19 protein-coding genes are annotated in these 18,833 nt (G+C 46.5%); 2 read left to right on the plus strand and 17 right to left on the minus strand.

Features of this window, described 5'->3' with window-relative positions:
- Window positions 1–56: 56 nt before the first annotated feature.
- The gene (locus tag HNQ47_RS04330) at window positions 57–311 is read left to right on the plus strand and encodes a GIY-YIG nuclease family protein (protein ID WP_183327939.1); all 255 of its coding nucleotides are present in this window, start codon (window positions 57–59) and stop codon (window positions 309–311) included.
- A 14-nt stretch (window positions 312–325) separates the two neighbouring features.
- Here HNQ47_RS04330 and HNQ47_RS04335 read toward each other — a convergent pair whose 3' ends face one another.
- The 14 genes from HNQ47_RS04335 to HNQ47_RS04400 form a co-directional block, all read right to left on the minus strand.
- A complete protein-coding gene (locus tag HNQ47_RS04335; RefSeq protein WP_183327941.1) occupies window positions 326–1,534 on the minus strand; it encodes a diphosphate--fructose-6-phosphate 1-phosphotransferase in 1,209 nt (402 codons plus the stop codon).
- Window positions 1,535–1,594: 60 nt separating this feature from the next.
- Entirely contained in the window at window positions 1,595–3,451 is a 1,857-nt protein-coding gene (locus HNQ47_RS04340) for an ABC-F family ATP-binding cassette domain-containing protein (RefSeq protein ID WP_183327943.1), read from the minus strand.
- A complete protein-coding gene (locus HNQ47_RS04345) occupies window positions 3,426–4,754 on the minus strand; it encodes an N-acetylmuramoyl-L-alanine amidase (RefSeq protein ID WP_183327945.1) in 1,329 nt (442 codons plus the stop codon). Before HNQ47_RS04345 ends, HNQ47_RS04340 begins: the two co-directional genes overlap by 26 nt.
- 68 nt (window positions 4,755–4,822) lie before the next feature.
- Entirely contained in the window at window positions 4,823–6,178 is a 1,356-nt protein-coding gene (gene asnS, locus HNQ47_RS04350) for an asparagine--tRNA ligase (protein ID WP_183327947.1), read from the minus strand.
- A gap of 224 nt (window positions 6,179–6,402) precedes the next feature.
- Entirely contained in the window at window positions 6,403–7,035 is a 633-nt protein-coding gene (locus tag HNQ47_RS04355; protein WP_183327949.1) for a redox-sensing transcriptional repressor Rex, read from the minus strand.
- Window positions 7,036–7,119: 84 nt separating this feature from the next.
- Window positions 7,120–7,737 carry a hypothetical protein gene (locus tag HNQ47_RS04360; protein WP_183327950.1) on the minus strand — a complete coding sequence of 206 codons (618 nt, stop codon included), beginning with the start codon at window positions 7,735–7,737 and terminating at the stop codon, window positions 7,120–7,122.
- The gene (locus HNQ47_RS04365; protein ID WP_183327952.1) at window positions 7,730–7,984 is read right to left on the minus strand and encodes a TIGR03905 family TSCPD domain-containing protein; all 255 of its coding nucleotides are present in this window, start codon (window positions 7,982–7,984) and stop codon (window positions 7,730–7,732) included. Before HNQ47_RS04365 ends, HNQ47_RS04360 begins: the two co-directional genes overlap by 8 nt.
- Window positions 7,968–8,471: a Gx transporter family protein gene (locus HNQ47_RS04370; RefSeq protein ID WP_183327955.1), complete on the minus strand. Its 504-nt coding sequence runs from the start codon at window positions 8,469–8,471 to the stop codon at window positions 7,968–7,970. The genes HNQ47_RS04365 and HNQ47_RS04370 overlap by 17 nt, the downstream gene beginning before the upstream one ends.
- Window positions 8,468–8,830 carry a NusG domain II-containing protein gene (locus HNQ47_RS04375; protein ID WP_183327956.1) on the minus strand — a complete coding sequence of 121 codons (363 nt, stop codon included), beginning with the start codon at window positions 8,828–8,830 and terminating at the stop codon, window positions 8,468–8,470. The genes HNQ47_RS04370 and HNQ47_RS04375 overlap by 4 nt, the downstream gene beginning before the upstream one ends.
- Window positions 8,830–9,357: a hypothetical protein gene (locus HNQ47_RS04380; protein WP_183327958.1), complete on the minus strand. Its 528-nt coding sequence runs from the start codon at window positions 9,355–9,357 to the stop codon at window positions 8,830–8,832. The genes HNQ47_RS04375 and HNQ47_RS04380 overlap by 1 nt, the downstream gene beginning before the upstream one ends.
- Complete coding sequence (whiA, locus tag HNQ47_RS04385) at window positions 9,350–10,297, minus strand: DNA-binding protein WhiA (RefSeq protein ID WP_183327960.1); 948 nt, start codon at window positions 10,295–10,297, stop codon at window positions 9,350–9,352. The genes HNQ47_RS04380 and whiA overlap by 8 nt, the downstream gene beginning before the upstream one ends.
- Window positions 10,281–11,261 carry a gluconeogenesis factor YvcK family protein gene (locus HNQ47_RS04390; protein WP_183327962.1) on the minus strand — a complete coding sequence of 327 codons (981 nt, stop codon included), beginning with the start codon at window positions 11,259–11,261 and terminating at the stop codon, window positions 10,281–10,283. Before HNQ47_RS04390 ends, whiA begins: the two co-directional genes overlap by 17 nt.
- Window positions 11,258–12,115: an RNase adapter RapZ gene (rapZ, locus tag HNQ47_RS04395; RefSeq protein WP_183327964.1), complete on the minus strand. Its 858-nt coding sequence runs from the start codon at window positions 12,113–12,115 to the stop codon at window positions 11,258–11,260. The genes HNQ47_RS04390 and rapZ overlap by 4 nt, the downstream gene beginning before the upstream one ends.
- Window positions 12,116–12,199: 84 nt before the next feature.
- The gene (locus HNQ47_RS04400) at window positions 12,200–13,879 is read right to left on the minus strand and encodes a putative glycoside hydrolase (protein ID WP_183327966.1); all 1,680 of its coding nucleotides are present in this window, start codon (window positions 13,877–13,879) and stop codon (window positions 12,200–12,202) included.
- A gap of 75 nt (window positions 13,880–13,954) precedes the next feature.
- Here HNQ47_RS04400 and HNQ47_RS04405 point away from each other — a divergent pair, with 75 nt between their 5' ends.
- Complete coding sequence (locus HNQ47_RS04405) at window positions 13,955–15,094, plus strand: hypothetical protein (RefSeq protein ID WP_183327968.1); 1,140 nt, start codon at window positions 13,955–13,957, stop codon at window positions 15,092–15,094.
- Here the strand turns inward: HNQ47_RS04405 and HNQ47_RS04410 are convergent.
- The 3 genes from HNQ47_RS04410 to gpmI are packed head-to-tail and all read right to left on the minus strand — an operon-like array spanning window position 15,091 to window position 18,791.
- The gene (locus tag HNQ47_RS04410) at window positions 15,091–16,497 is read right to left on the minus strand and encodes a sensor histidine kinase (protein WP_183327970.1); all 1,407 of its coding nucleotides are present in this window, start codon (window positions 16,495–16,497) and stop codon (window positions 15,091–15,093) included. The genes HNQ47_RS04405 and HNQ47_RS04410 overlap by 4 nt on opposite strands.
- A complete protein-coding gene (locus tag HNQ47_RS04415) occupies window positions 16,478–17,167 on the minus strand; it encodes a response regulator transcription factor (RefSeq protein ID WP_183327972.1) in 690 nt (229 codons plus the stop codon). Before HNQ47_RS04415 ends, HNQ47_RS04410 begins: the two co-directional genes overlap by 20 nt.
- A gap of 49 nt (window positions 17,168–17,216) precedes the next feature.
- On the minus strand, window positions 17,217–18,791 hold the full coding sequence (gpmI, locus tag HNQ47_RS04420; protein ID WP_183327974.1) for a 2,3-bisphosphoglycerate-independent phosphoglycerate mutase: 1,575 nt from the start codon (window positions 18,789–18,791) through the stop codon (window positions 17,217–17,219).
- Window positions 18,792–18,833 lie beyond the last annotated feature (42 nt).

The following is an 18,833-nucleotide window of genomic DNA, read 5'->3' on the forward strand; positions in this document are numbered from 1 at the left end:
TTGATTTTTATCGTTTTTGTTTCTTTTTGTTCGTTTCTGTATGATAGAATATCTCTATGACATATACCTATATCCTGCACTGTGCAGATGATACATACTATACAGGCTGGACCAATGATCTTGCCCATCGCATACAGACCCACAATGATAAAAAAGGCGCAAAATACACCCGCAGCCGCACCCCGGTCGAACTGGTCTATTATGAATGTTTTGAAACCAAATCGGAAGCGATGCAGCGGGAATATGAAATCAAGCAGCTTTCCCGTCGGGAAAAAGAACAATTAATTGCCAAACAAAAAGAGTGCCGTTAAGGCACTCAATTTTTTTATCGCATATTGAACGGAACGATGGTTTCCGGAATACCCTTTTCGTTGTAGATCAGATCCGGTTCACCCTGGATCAGCGGTGTGATGTAATCGTAGAATTCTTTTGTCATACCCTGATAGTTCGGCAGGATCCATTCTGTCGGTACATGTTTGACATAGTTTGCGAACTTCTCAGCCGGTCCGGCAATGAAGTGTGCATTGTAACGTCCGTCGATGTACTCTCTTTGATGAGCAACGACCATGCCTGTAAATTCCGGATTGGCACTGCGTCCGTGAGCGCTCATACCCAGCTCATAAGCTTCCGTAACATCAACCAAAGACTGAGCAAAGTTGCTGGAACGAGCAGCGGATGACAGATCCTGTACTTTACCGCGCGGTGCGATACCAGCGTCAACGATCATCTGCTTCAATGCCTGTCCGGCACCGCCTAAGATCGCATGACCGAAGCCATCATTCTTTGCCTGTCCGGCAGCTACATACGTACCATCGGCATAATGGGCACCTTCACTGGTAACAATGTAGCATTTGCCCTTCTTATCCATGCATTTCTTGACTTCAGCCAAGAATACATCCTTATCAAAGTCAACTTCCGGCAATACCAGCAAGTCTACTTTTCCGGTCACGACCGTCGAACCAGCCAGCCATCCGGCGTCACGTCCCATTGTCTCCAGGACGAATACTTCTTCGCGGGTGTACACGTTGTAATCCAGCCAAGTTGCGTTGACAACTTCATTGGCAAATTTTGCACCGGAAGCAAAGCCCGGGCAGTGATCGATGACCATCAGGTCATTATCGACCGTTTTCGGAATACCGACAAAACGCTGTTTGATGCCTTTTTTCTTTGCCCACTGGCTCAATGCATCAACAGTATCCATGGAATCGTTTCCGCCGATGTAGAACATCACATCGATGTCGTGTTTTTCCATGATCTCAACCAGCTTCAAATAATCGGTTTCATCGTTTCTCTTTAATTTGTAACGGCAGCTGCCTAAAGCGGAACTCGGTGTCTGACGGAGAATGCGGTTTTCGTATTCCGACATGTTCGTCAGATCGTACAGATGATCTTGTAAAATTCCTTCAATTCCGTTTAATCCGCCGTATACGTGATCGTATACAGGGTTTAATTGATTGGCACGGACAACACCGGCCAAGCTTGCGTTAATGACGGTGGTCGGTCCACCGGACTGCGCAACTAAACAATTTCCCATTGTCGTATTTCCTCCTATTTCATTATGAATATTTTATCACATCATATAGGCTTTTTCACTCTATTTTCCTTCCAATTCCTCCATTTTTTCTTCCCACTCCGACATCAGTTTCTGGATCTCATTGTGTTTGTCATCAATATCGGCATCGAGCGTCTCCATCTTTTTAAAGTCTTGATAAAATTCCGGCTCATACCGCAGTTCCCGCAGACTTTCAAGATCTTTCTCGGCTTCCTCCAACATGTTCTCCAGTTTTGCGATCCGGTTGCGCAGCGCTTTTTCATTTTGGAATTTGGCTTTGCCCGTCTGTGGTTTTTCGATTTCTGACGGCTGCAGATCCTCTGTTGAATGATCCATATAATCTTGATAACCAAGATCAAAGACTTTTGCGCCGCTGCCTAGATCCAACACACGCGTTGCCATCTTCTGTAAAAACATCCGGTCATGACTGACAAACAACAAGGTGCCGTCATACGCCTGCAGCGCGTTTTCCAGTGCCTCCTTGCCGGGAATATCCAAGTGATTGGTCGGCTCATCGAGGATCAGCAGGTTATCATGCCGCAGCATCAAACAGGCCAAGGCCAGCCGTACTTTTTCACCGCCGGACAGATCATTAACTTCTTTGAACACCTCATCCTGCGTAAATAAAAATGCAGCCAGCGTATTGCGGATCTCCGTCTGAGTGCTCAGCGGAAAACGGTCCCACAATTCATCCAAAACAGTCTTATCTGAAGACATCTGGGCGCTTTCCTGATCGAAATAACCGACATCGATCTGATGACCAAATGCATAGTGGCCGCTTAATGCCGGCAGCTGGCCGATCAATGTCTTCAGCAGTGTACTTTTGCCGGTTCCGTTAGGACCGATCACAGCCAGGCGCTGGCCGGCCATCAATTCCACATTCACTTCCGCCAACGGATGATCATAACCGATCGACAGATGCTCAACTTTCAAGACGCGGCGTCCGCCTTTCCGGCCGCTGGAAAACGAAGCATGCATCATCTGTTCATCCGCCCTGACATCCTGGATCCGTTCCATGCGGTCTAAATATTTCTGCTTACTTTGGGCAAAAGACGCTTTACTGCTTTTGGAGCGGAATTTTGCGATCAGTTCTTCCAAACGTTTGATTTCCTGCTGCTGCCGAACATAAGCCTCATGATTTTTCTGCAGATATTCCTTTTTGGCTTCTGTATAATGCGTATAGCTGCCGACATAACGCATGGTTTTTCCATATTCGATTTCCACGATTTCATCTGCAACATGATCGATAAAAGTTCGGTCATGACTGACCAGTACGACCGCAAACGGATAATGACGCAGATATTTCTCCAGCCACTCGACTGCCTGCAGATCCAGGTGATTGGTCGGTTCATCCAATAAAAGAATATCCGGCTTGCTTAAGAGCAGCTTCACCAATGCGATCCGTGTTTTCTGCCCTGAACTGAACTCGCTCAGCTTCTTCTGCAGATCCGCTTCTTCAAATTGAAAATGGAAAAAAACATTGCGGATCTCTACATCATATTGATAGCCGTTCATCGCTTCAAAACGCGCCTGCATATCCGCATATCGGCTCAGTATTTTCTCATCTGCCTGTTCCTGCAGCTGCTGTTCCGTTTCGCGCATCGCCTGTTCCAGATGCCGTACTTCAGCAAAGGCTTTCAGCAATTCCTCATAGACCGTACAGGACTCATCGGGAAACGTGATCTGTGCCAGATAACCAATACGTGTATCACCGGCAATAAAACGATCGCCGGCATCCGCCTGTTCCTGTCCGCATAGTATCCGTAACAAGGTCGTCTTGCCGCAGCCATTGCGGCCGATCAGTGCGATCTTTTCCTTATCACGAACCCGAAGCGATGCATCCAGCAGCACCTCCTGGGTGCCGTAGGATTTTTTAATGTGATTCAGTTGTGCTTTCACTGAATTCCCCCTCGATCTCAAAATAATCGATAATGCCGTCAGCAATACTTTTTGCCAGTTTCGCTTTATGATTTTTGTAATAGTTCACACTGCCTTCATCATCGACATTCGCATACTGCACATACACGCCGTACATACCGAATGCATTCCGATAACGCCGGTTCAGATCCGCATTGTCCATCGTACCGGCATAGGTCACTTTGGCACCGCTTTCCCGCAGCTGCGGATAATACTCATATTTTGTATCTTTTCCGGCATCGTTCTGAATCAGATCATCGTAATAAACACCCGCATTCAGGCCGGTATCACTATCATCCGATCCGTACAATTCCACATTGTTCTGTTCGCATTCATATGCGATCGTATTGGCCAGATTTCCGGATGTATACGGCGATACGACCAGGATCGGACGATCAATTTCGTCATCGCTCATCAAGCCCAGTGACAAATAAACCTTGGCTTCCTGTTCGTAGCCGCGGCCGATCCGGCTCTTCTTGCCGTAATACGACGAATATTCATTCTTTTTTCGGGAGATCTTGACCCGCAGGCCTTTTTTCTCCAGCTTCTTTTTGATCTTCAGCGCCAGTTCGTAATTATCTTCCTGTGACAGGCCGTTACCTTTATCACCTGAATCATTGGTATCGCTTTCTGGATCGTAGACATTGCCGCCCGGATCGATCATGACGTCTATTTTCTCAACGATCGGGATCGTATCCATAACACTGATGAAGCAATAGTTTTCCGATAAGTTTACCCCGGCATCGCTGAATAAATCTTTATCGGCCTCTAATTTGATTGTTTTTACTTTTTTATGCCGACGCATCGTCTGAAAGGATTTCGAATGCACAGAATGATCCATATACACGCGTTTTTTTGTATAATGATCATATACAAAAACTTCATAGAGCCCTTCTGGCAGCTGACCGAGCTTGATGCCGTCTTCTCCGCCGGAGCCGAACGTATAACTGAGTTCTTCTCCGGTTTCAACATTTTTCAGCAGTACGGTCATGCCATTGGTCGCATCAGAAGAATTTGCTTTCGAATGATAAAGCTTCAAGGACTCTCCGTAGATCGAATACGTATCGATCTGGTATTCGTTATCATACGAAGTATTTACATTCTGCTGAATGACATCGTTATCCAGCGTATCGATATACGACTGCGACAGCCGATCGATCTGCGAAGGACGCGTAGCATATAAAAAGATGGCCACGACGGCCAGTGCGATCGTTACGATCAATAAAATGACTGTCTTCGGATCTTTGAATACGTAACGAAGCGTACTGTTCTTTTTCTTTCCCATACCCTTATTTATACCATAGTTCGGTGCGGTTGGCTATGAAAAGAGGGCTGCCGAAGCAGCCCATTGATTTAAAAAATCAAATTTCTTGGTGTACGCGGATACGGTTCCACGTCGCGGATATTCTGAATTCCGCTCATATACATCAACATGCGGTCAAAGCCCAATCCAAAGCCGCTGTGCTTGCAGCCGCCGAAACGGCGCAGATCCAGATACCACTGCAGAATGTCCTGATTCATGCCCATGTCTTTCATACGCTGCTCCAGAACATCGTAACGCTCTTCACGTTGACTGCCGCCGACCAGTTCACCGACATACGGCACGAGCAGATCGCAGGCGGCCACCGTCTTTTGGTCATCGTTGACACGCATGTAGAATGCCTTGATGTCTTTTGGATAATCGATCAGGAACACAGGGCCGTCCACGATTTTTTCACAAATATATCGTTCATGTTCGCTCTGCAGATCCATGCCCCAGAAAATATCCTGATTTTCAAATTGATCCTTGGCTTTCAATAAATGTTCAATGGCTTCCGTATAAGTCATGCGCTGGAAATGAGAATCAGCGACCTTCTGAATACGTTTTACACAATCGTGGTCGATCATTTTCTCAAAGAAAGCAAACTCTTCCGGACAATGTTCCAGGCAGTAACGAATACAAAATTTCATCATCTCTTCGATGCAGTCCATATCATCATCCAAGTCCGCAAACGCCAGTTCCGGCTCGATCATCCAGAATTCGCTCGCATGACGGGTCGTGTTGGAGTTTTCCGCACGGAATGTCGGTCCGAATGTATATACATTGCGGTATGTCAGCGCAAACGGTTCGACATGCAGCTGGCCGGAAACGGTCAGCTGGGCGTGTTTGCCGAAGAAATCTTTCTCATAGTGATCATCGCTGCGGGTCGTGACGGTAAAGCACTCGCCGGCCCCCTCAGCGTCGTTGCCGGTAATGACCGGGGTATGTACATAGACAAAACCACGTTCCTGGAAGAACGTATGGATTGCCATACTTAAGACCGAACGCAACCGGAAGACCGCATAATAAGTATTCGCACGCGGACGGATATGCGGGATTTCACGCATATACTCAAAACTATGACGTTTTTTCTGCAGCGGGTAGTCATGGTCGCACATTCCAAGTACTTCTACTTTTTCAGCCTGAATTTCAAATGGCTGTTTGCCGTCCGGCGTCGCTTTAAATGTGCCTGTCACCTCGACCGCCGAACCCAATGTGATCTTTGCGATCTCATCAAAGCCGTCCTGCTCGGCAGAATACACAACTTGGGCATTGGCAAAACAAGAACCATCATTGATGACTAAAAATCCAATGTTCTTGCCTTTGCGGTTCGTCCGTACCCAGCCTTGCAGTACAACTTGTTTCCCATCGTATGCCGATACATCTGCTGCTAACTTCTTCACTAACATATTCTTTCCTCCCTAAAAATAAAAAAACGTTCCTACAGTTAGGAACGATGTTTCACCGCGGTACCATCCTATTTCGGTATGCTCTTTAAGATTAACGCTCGGACACGGAATCGTCTACTGTTCTTTCTCCGATTCAGCTCGGCAGGCGTTCCGCACATGCGCTCTTGCCTTGCCTTTCACCGTTCGCAAGTCGCTTTATCAAGAGATTGCCGTACAGTCCTGCGTCATTGCTTTTGATGCATAGAATTGGATTCAAAAACCAATTCTTGAATTGATGATACCACATCGACGACCTTCACGACAACCCCTTTCGGCACCACAAAATGCTGATGGGTAAAATCCACGATTCCCGTAATGCCGTTATCCAGCAGCAAGTCGACCGTAGACTGCACTTTATGGCTGATCGTCAAAATTGCGATATGGCAGCCAGCCGGAATACGCTCTTCCAGTTCATCCATCGGATAAACTTGAATACCGAACTGTTCGTAGCATTTTGCCGGATCAGCATCAAATGCACAAACAATTTCTCCGACCACATAATCCCAATTATTATAGTGCATCAGTGCACGGCCTAAGTTGCCGGCACCGATCAGAATGATCTTTTCATCAAAATCCACACCCAGCTGGCGGTTAAAGATCTCGATCAAATCATCGACATTATAACCGTATCCTTGTTTGCCAAGATTTCCCAGAAAGGAGAAATCCCGTCGGATCGTCGTCGGTTCTACATTCACTAATTCCGCCAGTTCTTTGGACATGACACGGGTCTTTCCGTGTTTCTGCAGACGGCGCAAAGCTTTCAAATAAACCGGATAGCGCTGAAACGTCGCTTTCGGGACACTCTTTGAACCATTCATTTTTCATCAACTCCGTCGTTTATATTTTAGCTATTTGTGAAGTATTTTACAAGTGAGTTGTGAAATATTTTACAAATGTAAGCGTTATTTTAACGGCGTGCGCATCATCCGATCCAATTTAGCCAAGGGTGCATCAATTTGATGAAGCCAGCTTTCAAAGCGATCATCCATGATCTTAATATACCCGCTGTGCAGGGCGAAAAGAAGCACGATAAAGAATGTCGCCAAAGAAATGATCAATCCCCATAAAAAAGCCATCCGAAATAACAACACCAGAACAACTAGCAAGATCGCATAGATCCAAACATCTGCTTTTAAGACTTTTCGTTCATATTTCGTATAATAAGCACTGTATAAATTGGGTTGAGATTTCAGCAAGGCTTTGACCGAGGGATCCGTGTAGTTGGTGAACGTGATCCGCGGGAATTCTTTCTGGCGGCGCTCCCGCCGGCGCAGAGACATCAGCTGCTGCATGCGCACCAGGCAAAAAAGTCGGCCCTTGGTATTGCTGGTCTTTTTGTATTTGTAATAATACAAAGTCAAGAGCATCATATAATCATCATCTGTGATCGTATCATCGCTCATCGCCCCTGTGAAATCCGTCAGCATTTCGTTGGTCCGCCTGGAAATAGTCATCAAATCATTGTTGATGTTCAGCTCCAGCTGATGCAGACCGCCGACATACTTATCGCGATTACTCACTCGTATGCTCCTTTAATGCTGCCGCAATTTGATCCGGACACGACGTTGTCTTGAAACCGCACTGAATGCCGTTCAACCGCTCGATAACTTGATCGACGGGCATGCCCGTGATCAACGCTCCGATTCCTTTCAGATTGCCGTTGCAGCCGCCTTCGGCGGAAAAATCAACGATCCGGCCATCTTCGATCGTAAAATGGAACATCCGGGGACAAACGCCTTTCGGCCGGAAATTAAATTCTTGTTTCATAATGAATCCTCCTTAAAATCAACTGCACAAAGAGCGCGATCAATAAGCCGCTGACAATGGACAAAGCCAGCAGCACCGGTAAATACAGCTGCATAAAATACTGCTGATAGATCCACGTGATCGCCAGGACCTGTCCGGCACTGTTAGCAGCAGCACCGGCCACACTGATACCGAAAATCGAGAACCATTTCGTCTGTACGGCCAGGCTCATCGTCGCTAATGCCGCCAGTCCGCCGGAAAGTGACAGCCAAAATGCCACGGAAAACAACGTTCCCTGCAGCAGCGCCGATAAAAAGATCCGTCCCAGGCCGACGATCCACATGGATTTTCGGTCGTACATCTGCAGCGCCATCAAGGATGCGATATTCGCAAACCCGATTTTATACCCCGGCACGATGGCAGCGACCGGCAGCAGGCTCTCGAGCAGCTGCAATATGATCCCCACCGCCATGAGAAACGAAAGCGTCACACTTTTTCGTACCGTCATTGGATCACCGTATCCTCGTTGCTCTGTTCATCACTTTCAATGGTGATGACAGTCTCATTGGGCAGACAGACGATCGGTGTGTTCGGATCGGAAACATAGCCCTGCTGGCTGCAGATATGCCTCGGACTGTTTTCCTGCGTGACCCGGATCTGTCCGTCTTTGACCTGAATATACACCTTGCCCAGTTTCCCGTCGACTGAATATTTTCCGTCTTTGGATAAATCGATCCGCATGACCTCCTGATCCGACACCGTCACGACTGCCTGCGAAGCCTGCGGCACATGGTTCAGCAGCGGTACGATCAAACCCGCTGAAAGGATCATGATTGCTACGATCAGGATCTTATCTGCACGTGTCATCAGTTTACGTTCACCTGCACTGTCCGGGTGGTTGAATTGCCAAAACGATCGGAGATCTTTAACTGCACTTCTTCCGATGTGGATGCGGTCTCAATGGCAGGATCTGACGTATACTCCACGCCGGACAGATCGCTGGCATGGAAATAGGAATCCCAGTCGATCGTTTCTCCAGCCGTTACGGTGATAGAGTCCGGTGACTTGGAAACAGTCGGAGCTTTTGTATCTTTGATCTTGATATGGAACGTGACGGTCTGCGATCCGCTGACAATTTCAAAACGATACATGCCACATACTAGATAATTCATATTTGCGGTCACAAAGCGGTTCCGCTTTTTGCGGATACCGGTTGAAAGCGCGCGCACTTCCATTCGGCTGTTCGCATTTTTGACATACAGCGACGGATTGGCATAAACGTCCTGCCCTAGTTCAATGGTAAATGTTTGTTTCTTTAACTCAGGTGTTGCGGAACAGGCACATAATGACAGTGCACAGACGAAACACAAGCCTATTTGAATCAATTTACGCATTCTCTTCCTCCATAAACGGTTCTGCCAATTCTTTGATCTTATGCAGACGATGTTTCATCCCCGACTTTGTGATGATATCGCCGTATTCTTTATAACACTCTTCGCACAGCTCATTCAAGCTGGCTTCCGGGAATTTCTTCCGCATATCGATCACATGCTGGAGTTTCTCGGATATTTTTACTTTCTGGATGTTTTCTTCCAGGACTTGAATATATTTTAATTGTTTCTGCGCCGCCTTCATCGACTTCATTTCATTGGCCAGCTCACAGTTATCCAGTCGGGTGATCTGGTTATAGAAATCCCGCTGGATCCGTGAATCCTCAAATTGGAACAGCGCCTGACTGGCGTTGCATAAACGTAGGAAATCCGCAATTTTATCACCGGCTTTGATATAGACCACATAATTATTTTTACGTTTGATGATCTTGGCCGGCAGATAAAACCGAACCATCAGTTTCTGGATACTTTTAGCCAAATCTTCATACGGCACGGTCATTTCCATATGGTAATTGGTCGTTTTGGGATCATTAATGCTGCCGCCGGCCAAAAAACATCCTTGTAAATAAGCACGGGCCCGTTTTTCTGAACGGATCATGGCAGACGACGGTTTATAATGCAGCCCGGTATCGGTCAGAATATCAAGATCTTCCAGGATCATCGCCGCTTTTGTGTACACGCGAATTTGGTATACGTTGTTTTTGCGCAGCTGCATCTTTTTGATCACAGAAATTTGCGGTTCTACCTCATACAATGTTTTCATGAGCTGAAAAATATGTTTTGCGATGGCCGCGTTCTCCGTACCAATCGTCAGGGACATTCCCTGGTTATTCATAAGCAGAGAAGCACGCATCTGCAGCAGCGCGCACAACTGCGCACGCCCCTGCGCCCGGTCAACCGATTCCTGGCAGATCTGCCGTTTCACATCACTCGTGAAGGACACGCAGATCCTCCTTATCGTTCATCTTATCCAGGATTTCCTGGACCGCTTCTTTAACTGCCATCGAATTATGTCGGATCCGTCCCTGTGCATCAAACTCAACCAGCGTCCGTTTCATGATGCCGTAATCATGATCCTTTTCCCCGACCCGCACCAAGTAAGATCCTTCTTTTTCATATTTTTCCAAGATCGAATTCGGAATATACGAATCGTTAACGACGACCAGATCGACCGGCTTTTCAAATGAATGCTTTGCAATGGCCCGGATGTGATCTTCCATTGAATAGTTGTCGGTCTCGCCCGGCTGGGTCATCGCATTGCAGAAGTAGATCTTCGGACACGGATTGGCAGCGATCTCTTCGCTGATTTCCGGTATGATCAAATTTGGCATGATGGATGTGTAAAGTGAACCAATGCCATAAATGATCAGATCAGCTTCCCGGATCGCGATCAATGCCTGGCGGTACGGTGTGACCCGGCTTTGATAGAAGACATGATTGATATTGTTGTTGGCCTTCGGGATGTTCTTTTCTCCGCGCACCAATGTACCGTCTTCCATCATCGCATACAATGTAACAATGTCCAGTGTACTGGGCAGGATGTTTCCTTTGACTTTCAGGACCTTGCTGATCGCTTCGATGGCGCCGATGAACGACCCGGTCGTTTCCATCAAGGCGAGAAAGATCAAATTGCCTAAATTATGCCCGCCGACATCTTTATCGCCGGTAAAGCGGTAATTCATCAAATCGGCCATCAGGTGTTCGCTGTCTTCATCCGCCATCGCCACCAGGACATTGCGGATATCGCCGACGGCCGGTACATTATAAATATCCCGGATCCGTCCGGTGCTGCCGCCGTCATCAGCCACTGTTACCACCGCCGTGATATTGACATTTTCCAGTTTCTTCATTCCCCTTAACATGCTGGACAGCCCGGTGCCGCCCCCGATCACTACAATATTTTTCATACTTCTTCCACCCCTATGTCACGATGCGATTTAAAGCATCGATATTGTTCGTGATATGTTTCATACAGCCAATTGCAGATGGATACCGAACGATGCTGGCCGCCGGTGCAGCCAATGGATACGATCATATGTGCCTTATCCTGCCGGTCATAACTCTCAAAGACAAAGTCCATATACGATTTCAGACGCGTCAGATAATTCTGCGTTTCTTTGGCGTTGATCACATAATCGTACACTTCCTGATGATTGCCAGTTTTATCCCGCAGATCCGGCTCATAGAACGGATTGGGCAGAAAGCGGACATCAATGACCATATCGGAATCCAACGGAACACCGTGTTTAAATCCGAACGACTGGAATGTTACGGTAAATTCACGCTTTTCATGCCGGCTGAAACGATGTCGGATGCGTTTGGCCAATTCGGAGGTACTCAGTTTTGTCGTATCGATATGGATCATGTTCTGGACATTTTCCAGGTACTTGTGATAGTAATCCCGTTCCATTTCGATGGCATCCTCCAGCGTTGTCGCGTGGTTGGCAGCGATCATCGGGTGCAGACGCCGTGTAAAACGGTAACGCAGCAATAATTCTTCATCGCTGGCATCCAGAAAAATAATGTCGATGTGCTGTGAAATATTATCAAAGAAATTGACAAAATTCATATAATCCATCGCACTGACCGACAGTGCAATGTCGCGATATTGATTTTCCTGGCTGAACCAGCGTTCCAGTTCCGGAAGCAGATCTTTTGGGAAATTATCAATGCAGTAGTAGCCAAGATCTTCCAGCGCATTCATCGCACTGGTTTTTCCGGCACCGCTCATGCCCGTCAATAGAACTATGTTTTCGATCATACAGTATCCTCCGATTATTGATATTTTAACACAATTTATATGAATCAAAAGCACCATCCGCAGAATCGGACAGTGCTTCCGGTTTTATTCGATTTTACTGCTGATAAAGCCTTTCTGGATCTTCCGAAGCTGATACGGATTGCCGTTTCCGTACCACACCAGATACCCCTCATAGCCGGCGCGGTTGATTCCCCTGATCTGCGCCTTGATCTCACTGGTCGAATAATCATACCCACGGATCCAGTTGCGGACCACCGCATCGGATTCAATCGTATTCATCTGCTGCTTTACCCGTTTATTGAATTTATACAGCGTTTTTTCCGGATGAGAGACTGGATCATCGATATCCATCGCACCGGATGCAAACAAGTCCGTATACGCCATCGGACAGACTACATCGACCGCATTGGCAATAGCCGGGAAGAACTGACCGATATCCTGATCATCCTGCGCCACCACCGGCCAGGCCCAGATATCCGCTGCAACATAGACTTTATAGGATTCCAGCTCATGGTGCGCATAAGTAAGAAAGCCCTGGATCGCTGCGACCTTGCTTTCGTTGTATTTATTCTGCATATCCAGCTCGTCCTGGATCGTTGCTGTTCCATCCGGGAAACGACAGTAATCAAATTGAATTTCATTGAAATTGCATTTGGCTGCTTCTTTGGCAATGTCGACATTGTACATCCACGCCTTCCGTGAATAAGCGCTTGGCCAGTATTCATCGTTGACTTTGATCAAATCGCCGTCTTTGTCTGTGATGGCTTCTGATTTATTCTGCTTGGCAAAAATAGAATCTTTGAACGTGACGATGCGGGCGATCATATAGTAGCCGTCATCCTGGAACTCTTTCATCAATTCTTTCATTTCTTTTTTCGTTACCACGGTTTCTGTCTGCGCTTTATCCGGATCTTTCAAGTAGTCGTCGACGACATCACTTTCGTAATAGACCGGACCGCCGTCGCCTTTGATTTCGACCGTGATCGAGTTGATGCTGGTTTTGTCATTCAACGACAGAAAATAATCTTTATGTTTGACTAAATTCTGCAGTGTCGTGTGCACTGAATTGACGTCCTCTTTGATTGGATTGCTTTTGTATTCTTTGAGCTTACGTGGTTTATAATCCACCTGTTTAATGTATGCTTTTTTCGAATAGCCGTCACCGTACTCCTGATCCCAGTAATCGGAATATTCTACGTTGGCCGCATAATTCTTCATTGCCGCGCTCTTTGACGTCTCCACTTCTTCGCCGTTGAGCCAATATTGTTTACCGCCTTTTTCTACGCGGTACCAGGATATGGCGCCTGTCCGGCGGTCCAGATCTTCGGTCTTGACTTCCGTCACTTTGACCTTTTCACCTTTCTTCACAACTTTGGCAGAAAGCTTACCGGATTTGGTCGTCTGTAAATTGATCAGACGGCGCGGATAAACATACGATACTTGTACACAATCTTCCAAGGAAGAGGCTAAATGATCATTATCCACATTGAATTCCATATCCTTGTATTTGACCAGTGATTCGCTTTCACCTTGCTGGCGGAGTTCCACCCTTGTACCGCGCGTCAGCGTCAGCACTTTGACTTTTGCCTCATCACCGGCAGAATAAGGGATCTTTACTGTTAATGTTTCCGTTGATGATTTGATGTAACGATACGGGTGCACGGCACGCCGGATCAACGGAACGGAAATCACCAGCACGACAGCCAGAAGCAGGATGATTTGCCTTCTGGTGAATTGCTTTGCCTTTTTACGTTTACTGCTCATATTTTAAATTTTACCATTAAGTACAAATTACTGTCAATTTACGCCCTAAAACACGAAACATGCTATAATATTCGCATGAAAAATAAACAGTCTCAAGATTATATTATCTATAAAAAATCCAAGCGCCGGGTCACTTTGCGCCTGATCGCAACATATATATTTCTATGTGCTTATTTTGTCGGCGTCTACTATTTGATGCATCTCGATTTTTTTACCGTCGAACAAAGTACCTTTGACATCATCTTGATCGGTGGTATGATCGCACAGCTTTGTATTTTCTCGATCTTATTCATGATGCTTTCAACAGGCAAGAAAGCATACCGGATCTTATACTGGATCACGTTCATCATGGAACTGATCCTGTTCTATTATCCGATCTCAGAACTGATCGACCATACGGAGTCTTTGCCCGGTTATCTGCTGATCATCGTATGCATGCTCATCAAGGTCTGGGTGCTTTGGAAATTCGGGGCGTATCTGCAAAAAAATGCATCCGCAAAGGTCTTCTTTGACCACGTGATCGAAGTCACCAATGACGGCCGGTATGAAGAGCCGCTCTTTGATGAAGATCTGGAAACACCGGAACAAATCGTTCTGGAACCGGAAGAAGAAGATTTCGACCAGCCAGTCGAAACCGAAACAATCGATGATGAACCGACCCTGACCAATCAGCAGCCGGTCATCGAAAGTGCGCCGGTGCACACCGAAACGGCGGATCATACGAAACATAAACACATCACAACGGATGATATCGCCTTCATGGAACTGACTAGTGAAAAACAGTATCCGCATCTGGCGATCCGTATGGCTTTGATCGTATATATCAGCTTGATGGTCTTTCCGATCTTAACGCAGATCTTTTCGAGCTTCTTCTACAGTAACGACAATACAACGGTCTTTGCTTCACACGATATGTTCATGGCTTGTGTCATCACTGCGATGGTCTGGACCATTCCGATCCTATATTTGTATTACAACCATCCTGCCTCCAAAAAGATCATCATGGTCTGTTTTGGAATTGAAATTGTCCGGGTGCTGATTTATCTGCCGACTTTCATTGGTTATATGACCAATACAGAAGTGACCTACCCGCTGCGGGTATTCATCTTTTATATCCTATTGGAACTGGTCCGTTATGTACTGTTGTTTCTCGCGGCACGGCCGGTGTTCCGGCTTCCTATACCAGAAAAAACAGATGACGAAGAGGACGATTAGTCCTCCTCTGTCATCTGTTTTTCATTTTGAAACTCTTTATTGGTTGTATAAATCGGCAGCGTCACGGTGATCCGTGTGCCTTCCTGCAGCTTAGAATTCACATCGATCGTTCCCTGGTAAGTCACCGCAATATGTTTCACGATCGATAAACCGAGGCCAGTGCCCGGAATGCTTTTGCTGCGTTGTTTATCCACACGGAAGAAACGCTGGAAAATACGTGCCTGGTCTTCTTCGGAAATACCGATCCCACTATCTTCTACAGCGAAGACAAAATCACTTTTTTTATGATAGGCCTGGATCAGGACCGAACCGTTTGGCTTATTGTATTTGATGGCGTTGCTGATCAGATTGTTGAACAACATCTGCATATGTTTTCGATCCGCGTAAACATCGATGTCCTGACATAAGACCCGGAACCTCAGATTTTTCGCATTGACTGATAAGTTCTTGACCACTTGTTCCAACAACGGTTTGATGGCGACGTATTCACGTTTCACTTCCAACTGGCCAGTTTCCAGCTTGGAAATCGCCATGATATCCTGGATCAGCCGCGTCATGTGATCGCTCTCATCCAGTATACAGTCCAGACAATGATCCACTTGTGCCGGCTCCTGGATCGCGTGCGCCCGCAGCAGCTCGGCATACCCACGAACTGAAGTCAGCGGGGTCTTGAGCTCATGTGAGGCATTGGAGAAAAATTCCTGCCGCACCCGTTTCTCATTTTCCAGCTGAAGAATATACGCCTTGATCTCATCATTCATCTCCTGCAGCGTATTTTCGATCTGCTGGACTTCCGGGTAACTGCTTTCATCAAATTTCAGTTCTTCATGTCCGATCCTAGTTTCCCGTACAGTCGTTGAAATACGCTTGAGCGGTTCAACGATGGAATGGCTCATGCGGCGGGACAGGATCCATGTGATGGCCAGCGCCGCAACGCCGGCTGCCGCTAGTGACGGGATCACCACCGCGGCAAATTGTCGGACTCCTTGATACGGCATGCCTAAACGCAGAAAGCGCTGATTGTTTTTATCGTATACAGCCGCATAAAGATAGACCCGTTTCATCGTTGTCGAGTAGCGGATGCTGGTCCCTTTGCCAGTCGCTTTTGCCTGTTTAATCTCTTCCCGATACAGGTGATTTTCATCGATCTCACTTTTCATGTTGTCATAGATGACTTTCCCGTTCTTGCTGATCACGGTATAGCGTAAGTTCGAGTGTTTTTTTAAATAATCACCGGTATTGCTGCCGATGTCCTGATACTGGATCCACTCAATTTCATCAAACAACTGCGTGCGCTGGATGTTGGTGAACACGCGGGCCATCGACAAATAAAGAACCAACAGTGCCGCAGCATAAGAAATCAGAAAGATCAGTAAATAGCTCTTAACGATCTTCTTTCTCATGAATGTCTCCGGCTATAAATTGATAACCAATCTGACGCACGGTCTGGATGCGTTCTTTCCCGATTTTTTTACGAAGCGCATTGACATGAACATCCAAGGTCCGGGTCTCACCAATATAATCGTAGCCCCAAATATGATTCAGCAGCTCTTCACGTGATAAAGCACGATACGGATTTTGGATGAAATACTTCAGTAATTCAAATTCTTTGAATGTTAAATCAATGTTTTCACCATCGATCGTTACGGTTCTGCGTTCGACATCCATCTTTAGATTGTCGACCGTATAAACTGTTTCATCGGACTGTGTCCGCTGGAGCAGGCGGCGGATGCGCGCGGCCAGTTCCAGCACACTGAATGGTTTGGTCATATAATCATCCGCACCGGTATCCAGCGCAAAGATCTTATCCAATTCTTTATCCTTGGCACTGAGAATAATGACCGGCATTTTCGCCAGACGTGACTGACTGCGAATATATTTTAAAATTTCCAATCCGTCCATCCCGGGAAGCATAATATCTAAAACAGCCAGATCCACTTCATTTTGTTCCAGATAATGATGCGCATCTTCGCCATTATCGAAGTCGACCAGCTCATAGTTATAGCTCTGCAGTGTTAATTTTAATAGCTGCCTGATATTGTCATCGTCCTCCACAATGATGATTTTATTCATATTTTCTTCATTCCTCCCGAAAAAAGGCCTCGGATGAGGCCTTACAGATTTACTTAACTAATAAAGATTCGTTCCAATGTTCATTTGGTTCAACGCCTAAGAAGTCGCAGACAGTTGCGGCAATATTACTTAAGCCCATATTATCATCGGTCTTTAATTTACATTTGGCATTGTAAACGATGAACGGAACACGGTTCAATGTGTGCGATGTTTTTGCTTTCAAAGGCTGGCCTGCTTTCGGCGTTTGATACATTTCATCCGCATTTCCGTGATCGGCTGTGATCAACAGAATTCCATTGACTTTGTCGACTGTCTTGATCAGACGGGCCAATGCGATATCAACCGACTCAACACCGATGATCGTCGCATCCAGGTCGCCGGTATGACCGACCATATCTCCATTTGGATAATTCGTGCGGTAGAAATCGAATTCTCCGCTTTCGATGGCTTCGCACAATTTATCGGTAATTTCAGCCGATTTCATCCACGGGCGCTGTTCAAACGGAACAACATCCGATTTGATCTCTACATACTCTTCCAGATTTTCGTCAAATTTTTCACTGCGGTTGCCGTTCCAGAAATAAGTGACGTGGCCATACTTTTGTGTTTCACTGATCGCATATTCACGGATACCGTGTTTGCACAGTTCTTCGGTCAGCGTATATTTAATTTTCGGCGGCTCCGTTAAATAATGCTTCGGGATCTGCAGATCGGCATCATACTGAAGCATACCGGCGAATTTCACATTCGGCACTTTCACACGGTCAAATTTATCAAAGCTTTCATCGCCGTCAAATGCCTGCGAAATTTCCAAAGCACGGTCGCCGCGGAAGTTAAACAGCACGACGCTGTCGCCGTCATCGATCGTTCCGACCGGCTTTCCGTCTTTCGCAATAACGAAGCCCGGCAGATCCTGGTCGATCACGCCCAATTCTTTCCGATACGTTTCAATGGCTTCAGTCGCATTGGCAAACTGACGGCCTTCGCCCATGACATGGATCTTCCAGCCTTTTTCGACCATGCCCCAGTCTGCTTCATAACGGTCCATCGTGATCTGCATACGGCCGCCGCCGCTGGCAATGCAGGCATGGAACTGATCATCATTCAGATCGTTCATAAAGTTCTCAATATCATCAACATATTCCAATGCACTGGTATCCGGTACATCACGGCCGTCCAGCAAGGCGTGCACACGTACTTCGGTCAGTCCTTCTGCTTTTGCTTGTTTGATCAGGGCTTTTAAATGATTGATGTGAGAATGTACGTTGCCGTCTGAAAGCAGACCGATAAAATGCATTTTATGGCCTTTGGCATTGGCAACCAGCTCTTTCCACGCTTTCGATTGAAAGATCTCTCCGGATTCGATGTTTTCGTTAACTAATTTTGCGCCCTGCGAATAGATCTGGCCGCAGCCGATCGCATTATGTCCGACCTCGCTGTTACCCATATCTTTATCCGTCGGCAGGCCGACAGCTAAACCATGAGCACGCAGCTGTGTATGCGGGCAAGTCGCTAATAAATAGTCCAATGTTGGTTTATGCGCTAATTGTACGGCATTTCCCAAATGGGACTCATTGATGCCGACACCATCCATTACCACTAAAATAACAGGTCTTTTTTCCATTCTATGTTTCCTCCGTTTTCGTTAATAATATACCATTATTAC

This window comes from Catenisphaera adipataccumulans (assembly GCF_014202755.1).
GTDB classification, from domain to species: domain Bacteria; phylum Bacillota_I; class Bacilli_A; order Erysipelotrichales; family Erysipelotrichaceae; genus Catenisphaera; species Catenisphaera adipataccumulans.